This window comes from Acetohalobium arabaticum DSM 5501 (assembly GCF_000144695.1).
GTDB classification, from domain to species: domain Bacteria; phylum Bacillota; class Halanaerobiia; order Halobacteroidales; family Acetohalobiaceae; genus Acetohalobium; species Acetohalobium arabaticum.
Genome location: NC_014378.1, coordinates 1,386,277 through 1,407,643 on the forward strand (window position 1 = coordinate 1,386,277; position 21,367 = coordinate 1,407,643).

Here is a 21,367-nt window from a genome sequence, read left to right on the forward strand (position 1 = left end):
TTTATTACTATATTTAATATTTATAACATCTATTACTCTATTTAATGGTCAACTTTAATCATCACTGTTAGTCTCTGTAACAGATGGAAAGAGACTTAGATCAGTATGGGGAATGAACTGAGCTGAAACAAATTCATCCATAAACTCTTGGCTTTGATCTTCCGCACTCAGTTCCAGATAAGTCATCTTATTAGCAATCTCATTAACCTGATCAAATTTTTCTTTGGATAATAGACTCATCTTTGCTCCTTTTAAAGAAGTATTTCCTACAAATTTAAATTTATCATTCGGCAAATCAGGTAATAAACCAATCTTCTTGGCATCATCTATATTAATGTAATTACCAAATCCACCTGCAACTAATACTTCTTCAATAAAGTCCTCTGTCAGTGACATATTCTGTAACATCATTCTAATCCCAGCATAGATTGCTCCTTTGGAGCGCAGTAGGTTCTTGATATCATTTTCTGTAATAACTATATCCTCATCTATTCCTGCTTGTTCTTCCCAGACTAATACAAATTCTGTTTCATATTCTCTCTCTCTTAATCGCTCATGTTCAAAATCAGATTCAAACTTACCAGAACGATTAATGATTCCTACTTCATTCAAAGTAGCAATCAATTTAATTAATCCGGAACCACAGACTCCAATCGGCGGACGAGCATTAATAGTACTATACTTTATTTCATACGTATCTTCATCTATCTCAAAAAACTCAATTGCTCCGCTCATAGCTCTCATACCATACTCTATTCCTCCGCCTTCAAAAGCAGGTCCTGCTGAACAAGAGCAGGTAATTAACCAATCCTGATTACCCAATACTAATTCGCCATTAGTACCAATATCAATAAATAATGTTATTTCTTCTCGTTTACCTATTTCTGTTGCTAAAACTCCAGAAGTGATATCTCCACCAACAAAGCTACTCACTCCCGGAAGATAATGAATCCAACCTTCTTCCTTAATCTTGATACCTAATTCTTCAGCCTGTAGAGGCGGAATAAAGTTAACAGTTGGAATATAAGGTTCCAGGCGAATATTATTCGGGTCAATCCCTAAAAAGAGATGACTCATGGTTGTATTACCAGCAAACACAGCTGTCTTTATATCTGCATAATCAATACTTTCTTTGTTAACCACATCATCAATTAATTCATTAATAGTATCAATTACAGCCTGATGAAGTTTATCTAAACCATCATCATTCTGTTTTGCATAATTGATTCTACCTATTACATCATCACCATATCTTCCCTGTTTATTATAAAGACCGCTAGTTGCTACTGATTCACCTGTTTCCAAATTAATTAATTCTAAAACCATTGTTGTTGTTCCAATATCAACTGCAATACCATAATCAGGCTGTTCATAATCTGGAGCATTCAACTCTGATACTTCATAATTATCATTAGCTAACGCCAGAGAAACCTGTGTTTGCCAATTATTATCCCTTAAATGTGAAGCTAAATCCTCCATTACAGATAATGAAGTTGTTAAACCAGGCCAGTCATGCCTCTGATTAAGTCCAGTATATAACCTATCTAAATCACTAGCATTATTAACTAATGTTGGTTCATCCAACTCTAAATCTACTCGCTTATAAAGCGGGTCTAACTCTATTTTTTCAGCAATCTGTATTTCTTTTTCAGTTAATAACTCTTCATCTTCTGCTTCTTCAGCTACAAAAATCTGATGTTCACTTAAACGAGACTCTGGTGGAATTTCAATCCTTACATCTTCAATCACTTCTGTCTGGCACGCCAGGACATAACCTTGTTTCAACTTGTCAGGGGACAGACTCCCCTGAGCAAGTTGATTAACTTCTCCTTCTTTAACAATTACCTGACACTTACCGCAACTACCAGCTCCACCACAGACTGCCTTAAGTTCAATTCCTGCTTCCACCACTGCTTCCATCAGGTTAGTCCCTGAATCACAGGTGAACTCTATTTTTTCTGAGTCTAGCAAAAAATTAATTACTGGCATATCCTATCCTCCTTAAGACAGACTGTAACTGCCTGTATATTACGCTTCTAATTCATCTTCCCATCTATTAGCAATAAAGTTTGTAAGTCCAGAAGCTTCACGCGGTCCAACGACTACATCCCAACCGGATTCTTCTTCTAATTTACCGCTAATTACAGCTACATGGCCGGAAATAGTAAGTTTATTATGGTCTACTCTATCACCAATATCAGTCTCTTCGTTGACGATTTCAGCAATCTTCTTACCGCCGAACTTATCTGCTGCCCAGGCTGTCAATAAAGAAGTACCATCAGTATCAATTGGAATAATATAGGCATCAGATGGAATCTCACCTTCTACACTATAATAAGTTAGAGAGAAGTTAGTAGTAATTATTACAGGTGACTTCTCATCCGGTTCACCTATTTCATTTACTTGATTTGGCTCTACAGTAACCGGAACCCGTGGATCATTATAAATATTCTGTCTAACTGTCAACACAGGAAGCATTTCTGATAATTCAACTGTTTCACTCAACACTACAATACCAGCATATTTAGCTATATAAGTACTGGCCTGTGCAATTTCTTGGGCCGGAGTCTCTCCCGAAGCAAAGGTAATTGTTGGGAAAGCAAATGGTCTAAACTTATCATTAATACACTTTCTTCTAATTACAGTCTGGTCAGCTAATACTTGTGATGCATTTCTAGCTCCAGAATCTATAACTAAATTTTCGTAATCTAAGTCTTTAACTTTTTCAGCTAATTCAGCTAGACTATTTAAGTCTTCTCCTTTGACTGCTAATGGACATTCATTTTCTTTAGCTACCTCTGTCATCTCTTCATAATTATCTTCAGTAGCAGCATAGATTAATGGATTACGGTCAGCAACTACTTCTAAAGCATTTTCAACTGCCTCTACATCTTCAGACACCAATATTAAAATTCGGTCAGTATTATCAGCAACAATTTCTACTGCTTCTTTGAAGCTAGCAGCATCATCTGAATCATTAGTAACTGCTACCATATCAACTTCTATTACCTGTCCTACCCGTTCAAAAGTCAACTGATCAATCTGTTCTACTCTTTCTTCTATTGCCTCAGCATCAGCAGCATCACTAACTGAGATTGCAACTCCAGTTTCATTAAAGAAAGTCTTATCATGTCTGAATATCTCTGTTTCTTCCCCTAATGTCCGTTCATAATCCCCCACCCCAATAGTAATATCTGTAATTGGAGGTGCAGCTGCTGCAGCTAAAGCCTCTCGTGCTTCATCTGATACATCAGGACATTCATCTAAAGAAGCCTTATCTTCAGCTAATTGCATAGCAAATGCCATACAGGTTGGATGCCCACAGTCTCCACAGTTTGTCTGAGGTAATTTCTTATAAATTTCTAAACTTGATAATCCCATAATTTCATTTCTCCTTTCGTAGTGGTTTAGATATTTTAATCTTAAATTTATGTCTATTAAAGTTGGACATAAAATTTTATGTCCAACTTTAAATTATTTATAACTAGATTACATTAAAGGATCCATATCTAAAGCAGGATGGCCTTTTTCCTGTAAGTAAGGAAGAATCTCTTCTGCTGCAGTACCTACAGTTTCATCAGCAATTTTATCATAGAAGTCTTCTCCAAGACCTTCTTCTTTAGCCCGTTGCTTGATATCATCTTCAAGCTGTTCTTTGAATTCTTTCGGCATCCAGATAATACGAGCTATACCACCATCGGCTTGAATGAACTTATCACTAGTAACATAAGTTTTACCGATGCCCATAAAGCCCGGTGTCTGATTTCCGCCACCTACTGAACCGGCTAGAGTAGAGAAGGTCATGCCAACAGGAGTCTGACCGCCATGTTCACGGTTAACAATCATAATTCCATTAGCTTCAGGTACCATAGCCATGATGGCCTCAAAGCAACCGCAGGAAGTCATTGGAGATTCCATCATAGAATAAAGATTTACTTCAGTAACATTACCTCCAGACTCTTTCTCTGTTCTCTTATTACAGCCTTCCCACTGTCCTTTCTCTTCATCAATCGTTTCGCCTAATTCAATTGGCTGGTTAGGTCCAGCTGGATCAATCTCATAAGCAGCCTGAGCATCTAACCAACTGATTGCTCCACATAATCCAACCCGGTCAGGAGTTACAACACAGACATGGTCAGGAGCAAAGGACTGACATAATGTACAGTCATAGAAGACATCTACTGATTCATCAGATAATTTCTCCATTCTTTCATCACGCTTATCATAACGTGCCTTTGCTTCTTCTAATTTTTCCTCTACCTTGTCTTGATCAGTAATTAACCTAATCTGTAATCTATCTATAATTGATGGAAATTCAGACTTAAATTTAGCATAGAGAATTTCACCAATTCCCTTAATTGTAAATCCTGCTTCTTTAGCTTCCTTGCTGATTCTAATCCAGTTGATATCACGCTGTCCCATATGCCATAAACCTTCACCATAGTTACAGAAGTGGTGAGTCTGTCTTTCCAATACACCTTCAAAATCCTCTTGCATATCTCGGCCATAGATATCAACCATAATACCTAATGGTAATTGACCGCCCTCTTCAACCTCATCAATATCAGGACCAATAAGTTCTACATTACCATCTTCCACTTCATCTTTATCTCTTTTCTTAACTAGCTCAAAAGCTGTAGTCCTCTGTCCTCCAAACTCAACATACATATCGTCGCTTCTAATCTGCTGTCCTTCAAAAGCAGCACCAACAGTAATTGGAACCGGAATATCAACAATTTCAATATGAATATCTCGCAGTTCAAGTCCTAACTGAACCATTTCGTCATAATCTTCTTCAACTATATACCTGTCCTCTATCTCTTCTACATCATCCTGATTAGTAATAGTCGGCATTCCTAAGTGGCTAGCCGCCATTTGTGCAGCCATTTCGACTTCATCTTGATCACCTAAGGCAATAACAAAACCTCTAATTCTTTCTCTAATATAGTCTAAAACTGCATCATAATCTCCGCGTTCTTCTCCACCAAATGCTAGGGCAGAACGCATAGCAAAGTTAACAGCATGAACTACCTGAGTAAAGTGACCTAAAGGAAGAGTATAGAACTCAACTCCCATCTTAACGCCTTGGTCAACAGCCTGGTCAACAACCTCATCACAGAGGAAAGTCAAAATTCCCATAGACTGTAATTCATTAATCATTTCGGCTAGCTTTTCAGGGTCATCAGCCTTACCCATAATAACTGCTTCTCCAGGAATTGTAAAGTCTACTAAGTCTATTCCATATTCTCTTAAAATTTTATCATTGACAAACCCCATATATATTTCATCTTCATAAGGCTTTTCTTCTTCAACATACTTTAAGGCTTCAATGATTTCAGCAGCTATTGCTGTTGTTTCACCAGCTAACTTAGCATGCTCAAGATCATATTTATGCTGTATATTCTTCTTATATTTATTCAAAACTGATGGCAATTCACCAAGCTTTGTAACCTTATCTCCACCTAAACCTGATATGAAAGGTAATTCATATCCAGTAGTAGGAAAAGCCACTTCAGTATCCGGACCATAGTTTGCAAGTGCTCTTTGTAGTTTGATTTCAGCATAACCAGTAGCAACTATGGCACCTTCGATTGCTGCCTTACATACATTAGTCTTTCCTGCTAATTCACGCATATCTCTATCCTTAGACATCTTAACGCCTCCCTTTAACGTATTTTAGGATATTTGTTTTTTAGAACTACTCAATTAATATCTTTCAGTGGTATACTTATCAGATGCCAATACTTTAGCTTTCATATCCTGAACCCAAGTACGTTCATCAAGTTCTGCTACTAATTCTTCTACAGCAGCTTCAGGATCAGATTCTAAGATAAAGTAACCATCATAGACATCTTTAGCTACCTTAGTAGCTACTTCAGTTACTAACCTACTACCAGTAATCTGAGGTAAAACTCCTACATGAGTAGTAAGCCCTATAGTTACACACCAAGAACCGATAGAGACAGCTTTCTCATGCATAGGCTCTGGCGCACTGGCAACAATTGGATACTCCCCAATATCTACACCTTTATGATTAGCTAAAGCCGTTACAAATTCAATTAATCGAGAATTATCAACACAGGAACCCATATGCCAGATTAATGGTAGTTCCTTGCCTAATTCTTCATTAAGCTTACTAAAGAATCGCTTAAGCCCTTCTCCAGCATACTCTTCTACTGCCTCTGGAAGCATAAAGCCGGCTTTACCTAAAGCATTAGCTACACATCCAGTAGCAACACAGAGTACATCATTTTCAACTAAACCTTTAGCAACTTCAGTATGATTCTTATCATGAGTAACTTTAGTGTTATTACAGCCAGCAAATAAACAAATACCTTTAATATCTCCCTCATCTATTGCATCATTAATAACACTTAATGGGTCGTCTTCATTAACTTGACTTAAGATATTTTCTATCTCTTCAAAGCTGAATCCAGCCATTAATTTACTCTTATAATCTGGAATATTAATTTCCTTTGGACGCTCTTTATAAGCTTCAATTGCTGTTCTAACAATCTCCTCAGCATCCTGGTCAGCTGTAGAATCATTAAATTCAATATGTTTAGCTCCAGAAATCTTAGAAAATGGAATAGTTGTAATTATTTCAGTATGATAACAATTAGCCACTGATTGAATTGAAGGCATAATGCACTGAATATCAACTACCATTGCATCTACAGCCCCAGTCATAATTGCTAATTCCTGAGAAGCAAAATTAGTAGCTAACGGAACACCTTGACGCATTAAAAGTTCATTACCTGTACAGCAGATTCCTGCAACATTGATTCCATTTTCTGCTCCTGCCTCTTTAGCTTCATCTTCTAATTTTTTAGCAGCAGCTACTACTTTTTCACTTAAGACCGGTTCGTGACCATGAACTATCACATTAACTGCATCTTCATCTAACACACCTAAGTTAGCTTCGGATTCAACTACTTCTGGAGTACCAAAGATAATATCTGATAAGTCAGTCCCGATAGTACATCCTGTAAAGTCAGCTAAAGCAGTCTGTAAGTTACCAAAGATTAAATTTAAAGGATCAGAATCGACTCCCATTGCTGTTCTGTGCATTGCCTCATTAATAGCATCGTTAATTCCAGTCGGAATAATATTACATTCATTGAAGATCTGATAACGACTCTCGGGAACCATCGGCTCCAACCAGCTTAATTCCTCACCATGGAAACCAATAAAGTTGCCGATTGCTTCTTCAGCTACTTCTTTAGCTATTTCATTTGTTTCTCTATCCTCAGTTTCTATCTCTAATTTATCGGCCACCTTCATTAATTTTTCTTTATCTTTTACTTCATAAGAATCAACATGTCCTTCAGCAACTTCTCTAAACAATTCTGCTACATGTCGAGCATGACCAGAATGGGAGGATGTTCCACCAACAGTATGTCTGACTAGATTACGAGCTACAATTGTATAATCTCTAGCTCCACAGATCCCTTTCTGATTACCCTTTTCATTATAATTCGGATTCACCCGACAAGGCCCCTGCAAACAGATATTACAACAAACTCCTGTGTCACCGAAACCACATTGTGGTTCCATCTGTTCACGCAGATCCCAAGTTGTTTCCCTTCCTTCTTCTTCAGCCACTTGAAGCATTTCTTGAGCTGCCGGATCGATTGTTTCTTTCTCAAAAACCATATTTCCGCCTCCTTTATTTTGCTTTAATATTTTTCACCTAATAACCTCTTGGGTATGTGAGTATCTTCACAATGATCAAAAAATACAAAGCCCATTTATAATAGGCCAACTTCATGTTATAAACAAATATGTTTTTCTTAATTGATCTATTCTATCTCACCACCTACCTTATCTAGTAAATTATTATATATGTCCTCCATGTCCAAAGCATCATATAATTGACCTACTTCTTGTAAATCCATAAATGAAGCAAGTATTTCTTGATTAAATGGTATATAACCTAAAATATCTTCATCAGAAAAATTATTAGCAATCAACTCTTTTGCTTGATCATCATAAACTTTATTAGCTACAATTTTAACTTTTGGAATTTCTAAATCAACTGCCATCTCTTTAACAATGTTAGCTGTTTCAATACTGGTTTGGCTAGGCTCTATTACAACAATTAAACAGTCTACATCCTGAGCTGTTCCTCGGCTCAGATGTTCAATCCCAGCCCCCATATCCAAAATTACTACCTCATCTTTATCAACCAACAGTGATTCAACTAAAGAACGAAGAAAAGAATTTTCTTTACAGTAACATTCAGAACCACCTTGTTTAGCATCACCCATTCTAACAAACTTAATATTTTTCAAATTATAAGCATAATCATCCAATACATCTTCTACATTGGGATTCAAGTTAACTAACGAGCCTCCATCAGCATTCTTATCCTTGATAACATCTTCTAATTCTACTAATGGTTTGAGATCTACTGCATCCTCCGCTGGAATACCTAAAGTAGTTGCTAGATTAGCATCAGGGTCTGCATCAACAGCAAATACTTGATAATCATCTTTAGCAAATAACTTACTTAAAGCTGCAGCAATAGTTGTCTTTCCTACTCCGCCCTTACCTGAAATTGCTATCTTCATCTAATTCAACACCTTCTATATATGAATATTATTATAACATTAACGTTGCACTATCAATACACTTCTATATTAAATCTGATACTCCTGCATTTTCTTCAAAAAAATCAAGTATAGAGATGGCAAGAATTATAATCAATTCAAACCATTTAACATCATGCCATATTTATATTTCTATATTAAATTTATTATTCCTTCATTTTATTCAGAAAAATTTGGTTAGATAGGAAATACAATTTAAATTAAAAGATTCAACCTCCTTAATTATCTGTACTTTCAACTAAATTCATTGTAGGTACTACTGCATGTCTCTCAGAATATGTAAAGTATCTTCCTCCACCTAAACGAGCAATAGACTTTAATACTGCTCTTTGTTGATTACCAACTGCTCCTATCTTTAAGACATGAATATATATTCCATTTTTAGATAACCGATCAGCAACTCGACTAGGAACTATATTTCCGGTATCTCTACCATCAGTAACCAATAGAATATGATTATTACCATCCAAATTAATCAAATCGACTCCTGCCTGAGATAAAGCTTTTCCAATCGGAGACTTTCCTGCTGGTTTTAAATTATTTATTTTTGCCAATAAAGTAGATTTATTATTAGTAGCTATATTAACTACTAAATTAGTAGACCTATCACTATCTTCTCCTTTACCAAAAGTTCTTAATCCAATATTGACATGATCAGGAATCATCATTACAATATCCTTTAATGCTTTTTTAGCCCGTAAATACTTCTTATTCTTCTCCACTTTCCCCCACATACTCCCAGAAACATCCCAGATTATTTCAACATTATTAGCATCAGTGAAAGTAGGCAGCTGTCTTTGATCAACTTTCATGTTCTGCGGCTGATTAAATGGTAACTCAGTAATACCTATTACTGCTAATAAAAAGATTGATATTATCATTAATAAAGCTATATTATGCTTAAGCTTCATTTCCGCACCTCCTTCTTCTATTAACTCTATACTCATTCTATTCTTTTAATTTAAAAAATATAACAAATAAAAAAAGACCCGAAGCTTCCGGGCATTTAATACTTAATTAATACAAACTTTATCCTTTCCTTCAGTCTTAGCTCTATATAGAGACCGATCAGCATTATTGATTAAATCTTTCTGAGTTATCCCTTGATTATAAGCTGCAGCACCAATACTAACAGTAATTTTTAATTCCAATCCCTTTTCTTCAACTACCATGTCTCTTACTTGATCATTAATTCTACTTCCCAGCAATCTAGCTCCCTCAATATCGGTTTCAGGCAGTATAATAGCAAATTCTTCCCCACCATATCTAGCTACAATATCTATTTTGCGAGTTGTCTTTTTTAAAATAGTGGATAATTCTTCTAAAACTTTATCACCAACCAAATGGCCATAAGTATCATTTATCTCTTTAAAATCATCTATATCCAGTAATAATAACGACAAATCCTGTTGATACCTTTTAGCCCTATCAATTTCCTCACTTAAAGCATGTTGAAAATAACTGTAATTATATAATTGAGTCAAACCATCTTTAATAGCCTGTTCCTCCATTTGGTTATACATCCTAGCATTTTCAATAGCAATTGCTATCTGATTAGCTAAAGTATTCAAGAATCTTTCATCATCCCCATTGAAGCTATGGCTTATCATAGTATTAACAGCAGTAATAATTCCAATAACATCATCCCTTAATCTAAGCGGAACAGCTATAGCAGACTTCATCTCTAAAAAATTTAATTCTTCTTTAACTTTATCAGGTACCTCATTAAAAACAACTATTTCCTGACTCTCAATTATCCTGCCAAAAAAATTACTTTCCATATTAAAGACTTCCTTCTTATCAGACTTATCCGGCCAGCCGCGGCTAGCTTCTAATGATAATTCTTCTCTATCTTCATCAAATAATAATGTAGCACAGGAAGAAACACCCATAGTTCCCACTATTACATCAATAGCCAATTCCAACACCTGATCTAAATCAAGAGTTGAATTTATAGTTGTACTGATCATCTGTAATGTTGAAAGTTCAGCCACATTTCTCTGCATTCGTTCAAATAATTTATTCCCTTTAATTAGACAGACAACCTGTGTAGCCAAAGTATTCATCATCTTTAATTCTTGCTGTTGAAACTCATTTTTACTGGCAGTAAATAATATACCGTAGATCTCATCTTGTTCTTCATTATTTTCAATTAAAGGAACCGCCAATAAATCATCGTAGCCCGACTCTTTAATAAAACCAAACTTCTTATCTAATCTTAAACCATTATTAACTATCAATTCTTGCTCATCACTTATAAGTTCTAAAACATCTTCACTAATCTTTTCTGGAATAAAACCTGGTTCTATATTATTTACAGCTTTATAAGATATATATTCCTTATCATCATCTAAAATCATGATACCTCCTGCCTCTACCTCCAATATTTCACAGGTCATATCTACTATCAATTCTAAAGTCTGATATAAATCAATACTGGGATTAACTACTTCCTGAGTCAATTTACTGATAAAATTTAAATTCTTTAGTGACTTATTTAACTTATCTGTTTTTTCATCTTTTACCTCTTCTACTGCTTTAACTTGATATAATTTATCAATAATTAATATAAAAGAACAAATAATTCCTCCAACAATAAAAAACTTAATAACAAATAATCCTGTTTCTTTCATATTCATTGCCTTCCTTTTTAATAGAATAGCCATGAACCATCTCTATAATTATATTTGTTTATCTAGAGAAGATTCATGGCTAGTAGTTACTATAATTTAATCATTCTTGCTCGTAAGCTAGAAGGATTACCTTCTGGTCTTTACGGTCAGCTAAAGTTTCTTCCATTTTATTTAATTTTTGAATTTGAGATTCATCCAATTCAGCAAATCTTACCTCTTCCATATCCATTATAAAGTCAACTCCTTTACTGCAGTTTAATCTTATTCTACAGCAAAAGAAAGAGATTTATGCAACACAGATTTAACCAGAATTAGTCGAGCCTAAATTTACTACACTATTCTTGCCACAACGGCAGTCCGGTTATTTCATCATATCCCCGCACAAATGCTTCTCCTGTATATTCTTCAATAATATATTCACCAGCAAATACAGTTGTTCCTTCAGCTAAATGGCCTCCAAAAAGATTACCTTCTTCATCTCCAAATGATATATGGGCATGAATTATCGGCTCACCATCTTTTAGAGAAATATTACCGTTACAGTTTACTATCTCCAGTTCATCAGTGAACTGTTTATCATTATACTCTTCTTCTTTTTGATCATAGAATGAAATTGTAGCTTCTTTAACAGCTCCAATAACTGTTACTTTCCCTGTCTCAATTCCTTTCTCCTTTACTATTTCAATTAAGGACTCAATTAAGTCTGATCCATGAGGTAACCGTCCCATATACACATTCTCTATTTCATATTCTCTTACCATTCTTGTTCCTCCCTCTTTAATTAATTTGATAATCATCCTTACTTAATGTATAATCATCTGTTCTGTTATTATCATCATTCTGGTTTACTGCTGTATTATCCTTTAATTCATACTCTTTTAGTTCTTGTAAAAAGAAATTCCAAACTACTGTCAAGACTACTGCATCATCCAGCCATCCAAATATAGGTATAAAATCACTTACCAAATCAATGGGGGAAACAACATAAATAATCGGTAGAATCAATAACAATTTCTTTAATTTAGAAACTTCTTTATCTTTTAAAAATCCAATCAACCGTCTAATCACACTTCCCCAACGAAAAATCGAAGAAATCTTCATTTTTAAACCTCCATTAAGTTCATAAACTCTTATTATTTAATTCTTCTATAATTATACACTACTTATCCTTTAAAATACAGAATAATACTAAAACAAAATATAACTAATTTTCAAATTATTAATTATAGAATTAACAACCGAACTTAAAGAAGAATTAGAAGACTCCATTCCTCAATTAAAATGATTATATATTAAATTCTATTTTCTCCAACAACAAAATTAGGTAAAGTTACACATCCTGTAGAGCTGGCAATCAGATTATCCTTTCCTGCTCGAGTATAGATACCTGCAAATGATAAATTATACATAAAAAGCCCTAAAGTATATTTAAATGATTCAAGCCTTAACTCATCTTCTTCTAAGACTGCCATTTCTAACTCAGGAATAGAACAGAATTTCTGAACTAAATACTGTTCTGGTTGTATATTATTTAAAGCATCTTCCCACTGGCTTGGGGTTAAATCACAGCCGATATAGACTCCTTGGGCACCATAAAAATCAAGCGGTTTCAATACTAACTCTTCCCTATTATCCTTGATATAATTTAACTGCTGACGTTCTTTAGTTATTAAAGCAGTTTCAGGAATATATTCTTCAATAAATCTTCTATCTTCTTTATCTAAAAATCCTGTCTTATCTTCATCATGTAAAATAGCAAAAATAATCTTATTATGAATAATCTGTGACCTAAAAGAACCTACTATACAGACATCCTGATTATAATAAGCAGCTAATAAATCTTCAATTTCTGAATAATACTCCATAATATCAATTGTTACTGCCCGACGGTAAATTAAATCTATCTCTAAACCCCCATAATAAAGCTTATTATTTTCATACTTTAACTCTCTTGGATCTACAATTACTGTTCTATAACCGCTATTTTGCAGTAACACCCTAAAGTATTCAAACTCACTAACCATACCTAAATTATCAAAATCCATAATAGCAATATTAGGACTGTCATCCTCAGGATTAAACTCTTGATAATTAGCAAGTAAGATATCTAGCCATTCATCTAATAATTCACAATAAGCAAAATTATAATCTGTTTTTTCAGTTAAGCCCTTGATACCTTCTGCCTGTAGAAATTTTTTCTCTAACACATTAGTCTTTACCATTCCTGAAGAACCATCTGTATTCAACTCACAGAATTTATAATCTTCCTCTCCATAATAAAAGATATCAAATCTAGCCATCGGAACTGGACTTGAATATCCAGGATTTGCTAGAATCAGATCCTCTAATTCCTGTGAAAAGCCAAAGTAAGATCTAAATTCTTCATCAACCAAATAACGATTAATTACTTTAGTTAAGATACTGCTTAACTTAGCCGTTAATCGAGAAATCTGGTCTATCTCTGATTGGCTAAAGAATAAAGGCTGATAGAGGATAGGAATTACTTCTCCATGATAATAGATATTCTCAGCTTCTAATTTATGATAAATTTTCTCTAAATCCCGAGCATACTTATCCGGCTCTTCAGCTAAAAGATTATGATATTCTACAACAGCTTCTTCTAACACTCTTTCTTCACCTCTGTTTCTAACCTTGAATTAAGAATTAACCAATCTATAGCCTGGCGTTTATCAAAACCAGCAGCTAATTTTTCTCTAGTTTTATCCACTGGCGTCTTATTATCACTTAATAACTTCTCAAGGGAAATTAAATACTCTTTTTCAACATCAGGCAGCCCTTCTTTGGCCCACTGCAGCAATCTTTTTCCTAACTCCAGAACCTGATAGTTATCTAATTTCGCTACTAATCCTTTTTTAACTACATCTTCTCTAGCCTTCTGGACTTCTTCATATGTAATATCAGCAATCAACTTAGAAACCCTTTCTAAATTCTGATCATTATAAAGCAGTCCTTTCCAGAAAGCCACAGCAGCAAAATTAAGCTTGGGAGGTATAGAATCTATCATTCTAATTTCAATAAAGTTTTTAGCCCGTACATCAGGAAAGAACATCGTCAGTACATGTTCTAATTCCTTTTGACTTAAATCTTGAGTTTTAAATATGTCGCGACAGGTTTTCTGTCCAGCAGAAATGAATTCCGAACCCTGTTTTAATAAAATAGGAGACCGATTTAAAATATATTCAGCATACTTTCGATAATTAAAGTCTTTATCAAAAGCTTCCTTTACCGTACCACAGCGGTCAGGATCACAGTGAGACCAAATATCTGTTCTGATATTATAAGCTTCATACTCCTCGCTTTCAAAGAAAGCAGCATTATCAAATAATGCTGCAACAGCTGGAGCTAAAGTATTAGCAATTCTAAACTTCTTGATAAAATCAGTTTCATTTATATAATCCAAAGCTACTTGAATTGAAGCTGTACCTTTCATCATATTATGGGCATACTTACCCCTCTTACCTAAATACTTAGACATAATCTGATAACGCTTTTTGGGATTCCATTCAATTTCTGAAATCTTACTTTCAATCTGATAACCAGCAGTTATTAATAACTGATTATTTTGATTTAAAATCGGCAATAATTCTTTTAAGAAAGCATAATATCTATCTTCTAAGTCTGTTATCCTTCTTTCAGGCTCTATACTTATTTCTAATTGGCCGCCAGGCTCTAAAGTAATCACTGCTCCTTCTTTATTAGCCTGAATTAAATGATTTCCTTCCCTTCTACCCTCCCACCCCTGTCTTACTAACTGAGCTAAAATCTTTTCAATCCCCGCTTCTTCAGAATAAGAAACAGTCTTTAAGGTGTCGCTATCTACCACAAAATGTTCAATCTCTAATCCTACCGCTTTATTCTCCTTATTTTTCTCACTAGACTTAAAATAAGCCTCAAATCTATCCAATTGTTCTTTGTAGTCCATTTTTTCACCTCGTTTTCTATACTACTTATATTTTATGACTTCAAATATAATTCCACCAACATATTTGACAATAGTTTCAAAAAAGATTATCATTATTATAAAAGAATTCCATTATCTGAAATAGAAAGGAGATTAAATTATGAATTACAATTTTGTTCATACCTGCATTAGAGTTTTAGATCTAGAAGAATCAAAAGCTTTCTACAAAAATGCATTAAATTTAGAAGTTGCCCGTGAAAGAGACTTTCCAGAAGATAAATTTACTTTAGTCTATATGAAAAGACCTAACGACAGTTTTGAATTAGAATTAACTTATAATTATGACCGCGAAGAACCATATACTATCGGTGACGGCTATAGCCATCTTGCCGTTACAGTAGATAATTTGAAAGCTTCTTATCAACAACATAAAGATGCTGGTTATGAAGTTGGAGATATCAAAAGTCTCAATGAAGAAGCAGAAGGCGGTTATTATTTCCTAACTGACCCTGATGGATACAGAATTGAAGTAATCCAAAAATAAAATTAAGCTAACAGCCTCCTGATATCCGGGAGGCTGCTTATTTTTTACTTTTTATCATATCATTTTTTTAACATTACATCAAGTTAATTCCTCAGCTCCAGTTTATTTCTCTAGTTAACTAAATAATACTGAAATAAAAGGGGTTATCAAACCCATAATCAGGCCTAAAACAGCTCCAAACCAGGTAATAGCATTCAACTCTGTCTCAATAACACTTAATAATAGATTTTCTACTTCTAAAATGTCAAAGTCATTAACCTTCTTTATTACCATCTCTTTAAAATCTAAAGTAGACAGTACTCTACCTAAATGGTTCTCAATAATATATTCAAGACTACCTACAACACCTAATTCTACTTTCTGTAAAGTAACTGCATCCAATTTATTAAAGTAATACCTTACCGGCCGCTCGCTCAGCTTGTCCAGCTGCTGGTCAACCCATGATTCTATTTTAGCAGATAAGAAATCACTTTCTATTACCTTCTCTATTAGCTCCTCAATTACAGTAATTATCTTATCATTATTAGTTAAATCTTTTTTAGCTAACTTATCAACGACTGATTCCTCTAAACTATTAAATAATTTATCTACTACTTCTTCAGTTGCTGTTTTTTCTAGAATAAAGTCTATCACTTCAATTAAATCCTCATCATCAAACTTATCAATAATTACAGCAGCTTCAGTTTCAAAAATTGAATCCAAAAATTCATCCAGCTTAGCTATTATTTCTTTTTGGCTTTCAGGTTCTTCTAGAAACTTAACGATATAGTCTATAAACTGATTAACAATCTTTTCTTTATCTAAAAAACCGCCTACCATCTGCATCACTGAATTACTGCCTAAAGCCTCATCAAGTTTCTTATTTATTCGTTCTTTAGCTGTTTCAGAATCAAGAAATGAAATCAATTTTTCTACAAACTCTGGTCCCTGGTCTGATAACCATTCACTTAGATTTTCATTCATTCCATCCGGTAGAAAATCACTCACAGTCTTCTGATTATCTTTTATTCTCTCAAGCCTATTATTTAAAAAGACAAGTAACCCTTCCTTAGTCGAATCCCGATACAGATTGGATAACAGAAAAGTACTCAATTTATTTTTGAAGTCTTGGTATTCATCGGAAGCCAGATAATCTTCTAATCTTTCAATATCAATCTGGGCTAATTCTTTCTTTACTACACTCATTATTTCTTCTTTATCTAATAATCCTTTAATTCCAGTAGAAATCATCTTCTTCATTTCAGCTTTTAACTCTTCTCTATCATCAGAATTAGAGACAGCTAAATCCAAAAGTTCCTGTAGATTCCGTTCTTCTTCTTTCAAACTCTTAATTCTTTCGTTTACAAAGCCTTGTATCTTTTCTTTCATATCTTCTCCCTGCAATATTTCATGAAAAGCATCAGGGGTTAATAATTCCTCTCCTACGGCATCACCGATGCTCTCAGCCAATTTACCTCTCCGCCGAGGAATAACTCCGGGAGTAAAGGGAACCTTCATTCCTAAAATTCTCTTTTCTTCTAACGGCTTAAAGAGCATCTTAACTGCTACCCAGTTAGTACAGTAGCCAATAACTGATCCTACTAATGGACTAACAACAAAAGTCAAATTCATTATCTTTCCCTCCTGAATTAACAATTCCTAACTTGATTATTTATAACTTAAAGCTAAATTTCTTATTCTATATCTTTATTAGAATTCCTGCTAATTATTTCTATCTATCAATAGTTAATTAATATACTTATGAATGCTAATTATATATTTTCAGTTAACTCTTTATTGATATATTGTTGCAGTTTCAAGATATTGCAGTGATAGTCAATATGTATCCGCCGCTTGCCGTTCGCTCAACGTCCTGTTTCGCTCACTGTCAAAAACTGCCCCTCCGTCGTCCATGACTCCGGGTCAGTTTTAAGAGTCGCTCTGGACACATATTGACTATTGATAATAGAATAGATTGCTATGGTTATCACCAATAGGAGTTGCTGTAAGCATATATTGACTATTTGCAATATTACATTGCAATTACAGCATAGAAATTTCATTAATCTGGTTTTAAACGCCCCCCTCGGATAATTTTGCACAATTAGTTGATATATTTCAAAAAGCAACTTAAAGCAGCCCCATAAGAGAAAATAATTAATATACAAAGTAGGCTCTTTAAATCGTATCTCTAAGATTAATTTATTGCTGATTGACTAGGGCTGATTTTGGCAGCGTTTGAAATATATCAACTCTAAACTGCAACATTATATCAATATAACTGCACTTTTATCTAAAATTCAGCTTAAATTAACATCTATGATAGATATACATATATTTGAATAAAATAATTAAATAGTCCTGCAAAGCTTAACTATATAACTTTCCAGTATAATAATTCTTTTTAGGTAGAACATAAAGAATAAATACTAAAGGAGTGAACTAAATGGAGAATAGAAATTTGACTGATGTAATTATTGAGCAGTTAGATAAATGGAATGTTGAGCATATTTACGGCTATTCGGGAGATACAATTTTAGAATTCTTCTCTGCTCTCAGTAACTCGCCTATTAAGCTCTACACTTCAAAACATGAAGGCACTGCTGGACTGATGGCTTCAGCAGAAGCAAAATTAAATGATGAATTGGCCGTCTGTGTAGCCCATAGCGGTCCCGGTACAGCCAATATTATTAATGGTATCGGTGATGCTTACAGTGATAGAGTACCGCTATTATTAATTACTGGTCAGGTTCCTACCTGGAATATAGGAACTGATTATAAACAGTTTGTCAATCAATTAGAATTAACCAAACCGCTAACTGTCTTCTCCAGTCTCGTTACTAATCCGGATTCTATAGTTGATTTAATGGTTAAAGCAATGACGATGTCTATTGTGAACGGAGGCGTTAGCCATTTAGCTATTCCTATGGATTTATGGCAGGCAGAAACTACTGCTGTTCCTAGAGAGTATCCATCCCATTTAAATAAAAAAGAAATTCCAAAAGAAAAAATAATTAACAAAGCAGTAGATAGAATAAATCAAGCAAATAAACCTGTTATTCTCTATGGCCGCGGTGCAAAAGAATGTAAGAAAGGATTAAAAGAACTGGCCCAACAGATTGATGGTGGTTTGATTTATACTCTCCCTGCTAAAGGAATCATTTCTGATAATTGTCCCCTATCCCTCGGCGGATTAGGTTTAGCAGGCAGTGATATAGCAAGCCAGCTGTTGAATGAAGCCGATTTAATTATTAACTTTGGAGCAACCTGGTGGCCAATGGATTATGTACCCCGACAACCAGAGGTAATCCAATTCGATACAGTTAAAGAGAATATTGGTTTAGCCCATCCAGTAGAATTAGGAATTTTAGGTGATATTAAGAAGTCTATTACTTCACTACTAAAAAAACTCCCCGAAAAAGATAATCAAGCCTGGCGGTCAGAAATTAGTTCTGCCCGTAAGACCTGGTTAGATAGTCTAGAAGAAAGTGTTGAAGTAGCCGAAACTCCATTAACTCCCCAGTCTGTTATTCAAACCATCAGCAATAAAACTACCGAAAATGAAATTATATCCCTTGACTCGGGAGATAACGTAGTCTGGTTCGGCAAATATTTTACTGACCAATGCCAAGATGTTCTAGTCTCCGGCAGCTGGCGAACTATGGGATTTGGCGTACCGGCATCTCTAGCAGCTAAGATAAATCAGCCTGAAGCTCCTGTAACATCTATTACTGGCGACGGCGGTATCAGTATGGTATTGGCTGAAATTTTAACTGCTGTTAGATATGATCTACCTGTTAGAATTATCATTATGAATAATGGTACATTAGCTATGGAAAGAAATAGAATGACTACAGCCGATCTTATACCGGAAGAAGTAGATTTGACCAATCCGGATTTTGTTCAGTTTGCTGAATCCTGTAATGCTCAAGGCTTTAGACCGGAAAGCATTAGCGAATTAGAGAATATACTAGAGCAGACTCAACAGCTAAATGAAGTAGCTGTTATTGATGTGCCAACTCAAGCTTCTACAGTACCAGGAACTAAATTGATGTAATAAGCTACTCTTCCCAATTGATAATCTTTTTTTCTAGCCAAGCAACTAGATAATAGAGTAATCCAGCCAATACAGATAGAATAATCACACTGGTCATTACCAAATCTAACTTGAATACCTGACCACCATAAACAATTAGATATCCTAATCCGGCTTCGGAAACTAAGAATTCACCTACTATTGTCCCTACTAATGAAAGACCTATATTTACCTTTAAAGCTCCAAAAATAGTAGGTAGATTATCCGGTAAGACTACCTTCTTAAAGATCTGAAACTTATCTGCTCCTAAGGTCCTCAGTAGCTTTATTTTATTCTGGTCTGTCTCTTTAAAACCATTATAGACCATCACAATTGTAACTATAATTGAGATCAAAAGTGCCATGCCGATGATGGCTATAGTACCGTTCCCTAACCAGATAATCAATACTGGTCCTAAAGCCATCTTCGGTAATGCATTTAATACAATAATAAATGGTTCGAAGATCTGAGATAAATAATCAGACCACCATAGAATACTTGCAATCACTAATCCACCGGTAGCACCAAGTAAAAATCCAATCAAAGTTTCATATACTGTTACCCAGATATGCTTAAATAACTCCCCATTCAATGACATCTCATAAATAGTCTTTATAATCTGAGAAGGATAACTGGTAATAAAGGGATCAACAATTTTATATTTTGCTGCCAGCTGCCAGCCTATGATTAAAGCAGCTAAAATTAAAATCTGTAGTGTATTGATACTAATCTTTCTCAGCCGCATTTTCTTTAAATACTTTCCATGTTCATCTGTAACTGAATCTTTAGTTAAATACTTATTCAGTACAGCCTTTATTCTTTCAAACATAGACATCCAGCTCCTCCCAGATAGAATTAAAGTAATATCTAAACTCCTCAGCTTCCCGAGCTTTAAAGGTAGAAAAGTCTCCACTTATAGCTAAATCAATCTTATATTCTTCTTTGATACTACCAGGACGTTCTGTAAAGACCAAAACTCTATCAGACATAGCAACTGCTTCAGCAATATCATGAGTAACTAACACTACTGTCTTTTCTTTGTTTCGCAGTATCTGAGCTACTTCATCCTCTAAAGTCAGCTTGGTATGATAATCCAGAGCAGAAAATGGTTCATCCAACAGAAGTATCTCTGGTTCAAAAATCAACGTCCGGGCTAGTGCTACCCTCTGACGCATACCGCCGGATAACTGAGTAGGATAATAGTCTGCAAAGCCTTCTAATCCATAATCAGCCAGCAACTGCCGGGCTTTCTGTCTGCTTTTAGCTGTTAATTCATCTTTAACCTCAAGTCCTATTAGAATATTATCAAGAATTGTCCGCCACGGAAAGAGATAATCCTCCTGCAGCATATATCCTACCTTCTCATCAATTCCTTTAACTCTCTTACCATCAATAGTAACCTGCCCGCTAGTAGGTGACAACAATCCAGATACAAGAGAAAGAGCAGTTGTTTTACCACAACCACTGGGGCCAACTAAACTAACAAATTCATTCTCTTCAACGCTAAAGGAAAGATCCTTTAAAGCTTCTGTCTCCTCGGCTACAGTATGATACTTCATCCCCACCTCCTTAAACTGAATTTTATTCATTTTAACTCCCTCC

At 34.8% G+C, this 21,367-nt stretch carries 17 protein-coding genes; 2 read left to right on the forward strand and 15 right to left on the reverse strand.

The window, feature by feature from the left end:
* Window positions 1-54 precede the first annotated feature (54 nt).
* The 12 genes from acear_RS06720 to acear_RS06770 all read right to left on the reverse strand — a co-directional run bounded on the left by acear_RS06720 (window position 55) and on the right by acear_RS06770 (window position 15,188).
* A complete protein-coding gene (locus acear_RS06720; protein ID WP_013278261.1) occupies window positions 55-1,989 on the reverse strand; it encodes an ASKHA domain-containing protein in 1,935 nt (644 codons plus the stop codon).
* A 39-nt stretch (window positions 1,990-2,028) separates the two neighbouring features.
* The gene (acsC, locus tag acear_RS06725; protein ID WP_013278262.1) at window positions 2,029-3,381 is read right to left on the reverse strand and encodes an acetyl-CoA decarbonylase/synthase complex subunit gamma; all 1,353 of its coding nucleotides are present in this window, start codon (window positions 3,379-3,381) and stop codon (window positions 2,029-2,031) included.
* Window positions 3,382-3,489: 108 nt separating this feature from the next.
* On the reverse strand, window positions 3,490-5,652 hold the full coding sequence (acsB, locus tag acear_RS06730) for an acetyl-CoA decarbonylase/synthase complex subunit alpha/beta (protein ID WP_013278263.1): 2,163 nt from the start codon (window positions 5,650-5,652) through the stop codon (window positions 3,490-3,492).
* A gap of 54 nt (window positions 5,653-5,706) precedes the next feature.
* Entirely contained in the window at window positions 5,707-7,656 is a 1,950-nt protein-coding gene (gene cooS, locus acear_RS06735; RefSeq protein WP_013278264.1) for an anaerobic carbon-monoxide dehydrogenase catalytic subunit, read from the reverse strand.
* A gap of 146 nt (window positions 7,657-7,802) precedes the next feature.
* Window positions 7,803-8,573 (reverse strand): ATP-binding protein, encoded by a 771-nt coding sequence (locus acear_RS06740; protein WP_013278265.1) that lies wholly within the window; start codon window positions 8,571-8,573, stop codon window positions 7,803-7,805.
* A gap of 257 nt (window positions 8,574-8,830) precedes the next feature.
* Window positions 8,831-9,523 carry a vWA domain-containing protein gene (locus acear_RS06745; protein ID WP_013278266.1) on the reverse strand — a complete coding sequence of 231 codons (693 nt, stop codon included), beginning with the start codon at window positions 9,521-9,523 and terminating at the stop codon, window positions 8,831-8,833.
* Between the two features lie 102 nt (window positions 9,524-9,625).
* A complete protein-coding gene (locus acear_RS06750) occupies window positions 9,626-11,245 on the reverse strand; it encodes a sensor domain-containing diguanylate cyclase (protein ID WP_041667317.1) in 1,620 nt (539 codons plus the stop codon).
* 100 nt (window positions 11,246-11,345) lie between these two features.
* On the reverse strand, window positions 11,346-11,474 hold the full coding sequence (locus tag acear_RS12950; RefSeq protein ID WP_013278268.1) for a hypothetical protein: 129 nt from the start codon (window positions 11,472-11,474) through the stop codon (window positions 11,346-11,348).
* Window positions 11,475-11,580: 106 nt separating this feature from the next.
* Window positions 11,581-12,006, reverse strand: coding sequence for a PPC domain-containing DNA-binding protein (locus acear_RS06755; RefSeq protein ID WP_013278269.1), 426 nt, complete (start codon window positions 12,004-12,006; stop codon window positions 11,581-11,583).
* 16 nt (window positions 12,007-12,022) lie between these two features.
* Entirely contained in the window at window positions 12,023-12,346 is a 324-nt protein-coding gene (locus acear_RS06760; protein WP_013278270.1) for a YkvA family protein, read from the reverse strand.
* A gap of 191 nt (window positions 12,347-12,537) precedes the next feature.
* Window positions 12,538-13,872, reverse strand: a complete 1,335-nt coding sequence (locus acear_RS06765) for a glutathionylspermidine synthase family protein (protein WP_013278271.1) — start codon at window positions 13,870-13,872, stop codon at window positions 12,538-12,540.
* Entirely contained in the window at window positions 13,866-15,188 is a 1,323-nt protein-coding gene (locus acear_RS06770) for a glutamate--cysteine ligase (RefSeq protein ID WP_013278272.1), read from the reverse strand. The genes acear_RS06765 and acear_RS06770 overlap by 7 nt, the downstream gene beginning before the upstream one ends.
* 139 nt (window positions 15,189-15,327) lie before the next feature.
* On the opposite strand from acear_RS06770, the gene gloA reads away from it, so the two are divergent.
* Complete coding sequence (gene gloA, locus acear_RS06775) at window positions 15,328-15,711, forward strand: lactoylglutathione lyase (RefSeq protein ID WP_013278273.1); 384 nt, start codon at window positions 15,328-15,330, stop codon at window positions 15,709-15,711.
* Window positions 15,712-15,825: 114 nt separating this feature from the next.
* Here the strand turns inward: gloA and acear_RS06780 are convergent, their stop codons facing one another.
* Window positions 15,826-17,322, reverse strand: a complete 1,497-nt coding sequence (locus acear_RS06780) for a DUF445 family protein (RefSeq protein WP_013278274.1) — start codon at window positions 17,320-17,322, stop codon at window positions 15,826-15,828.
* Between the two features lie 814 nt (window positions 17,323-18,136).
* Between acear_RS06780 and acear_RS06785 the strand changes: the two genes are divergently transcribed.
* The gene (locus acear_RS06785) at window positions 18,137-19,747 is read left to right on the forward strand and encodes a thiamine pyrophosphate-binding protein (RefSeq protein WP_013278275.1); all 1,611 of its coding nucleotides are present in this window, start codon (window positions 18,137-18,139) and stop codon (window positions 19,745-19,747) included.
* Window positions 19,748-19,751: 4 nt separating this feature from the next.
* Here acear_RS06785 and acear_RS06790 read toward each other — a convergent pair whose 3' ends face one another.
* Window positions 19,752-20,600, reverse strand: coding sequence for an ABC transporter permease (locus acear_RS06790; protein WP_013278276.1), 849 nt, complete (start codon window positions 20,598-20,600; stop codon window positions 19,752-19,754).
* Window positions 20,587-21,354, reverse strand: coding sequence for an ABC transporter ATP-binding protein (locus tag acear_RS06795; protein ID WP_013278277.1), 768 nt, complete (start codon window positions 21,352-21,354; stop codon window positions 20,587-20,589). Before acear_RS06795 ends, acear_RS06790 begins: the two co-directional genes overlap by 14 nt.
* Window positions 21,355-21,367: the final 13 nt, after the last annotated feature.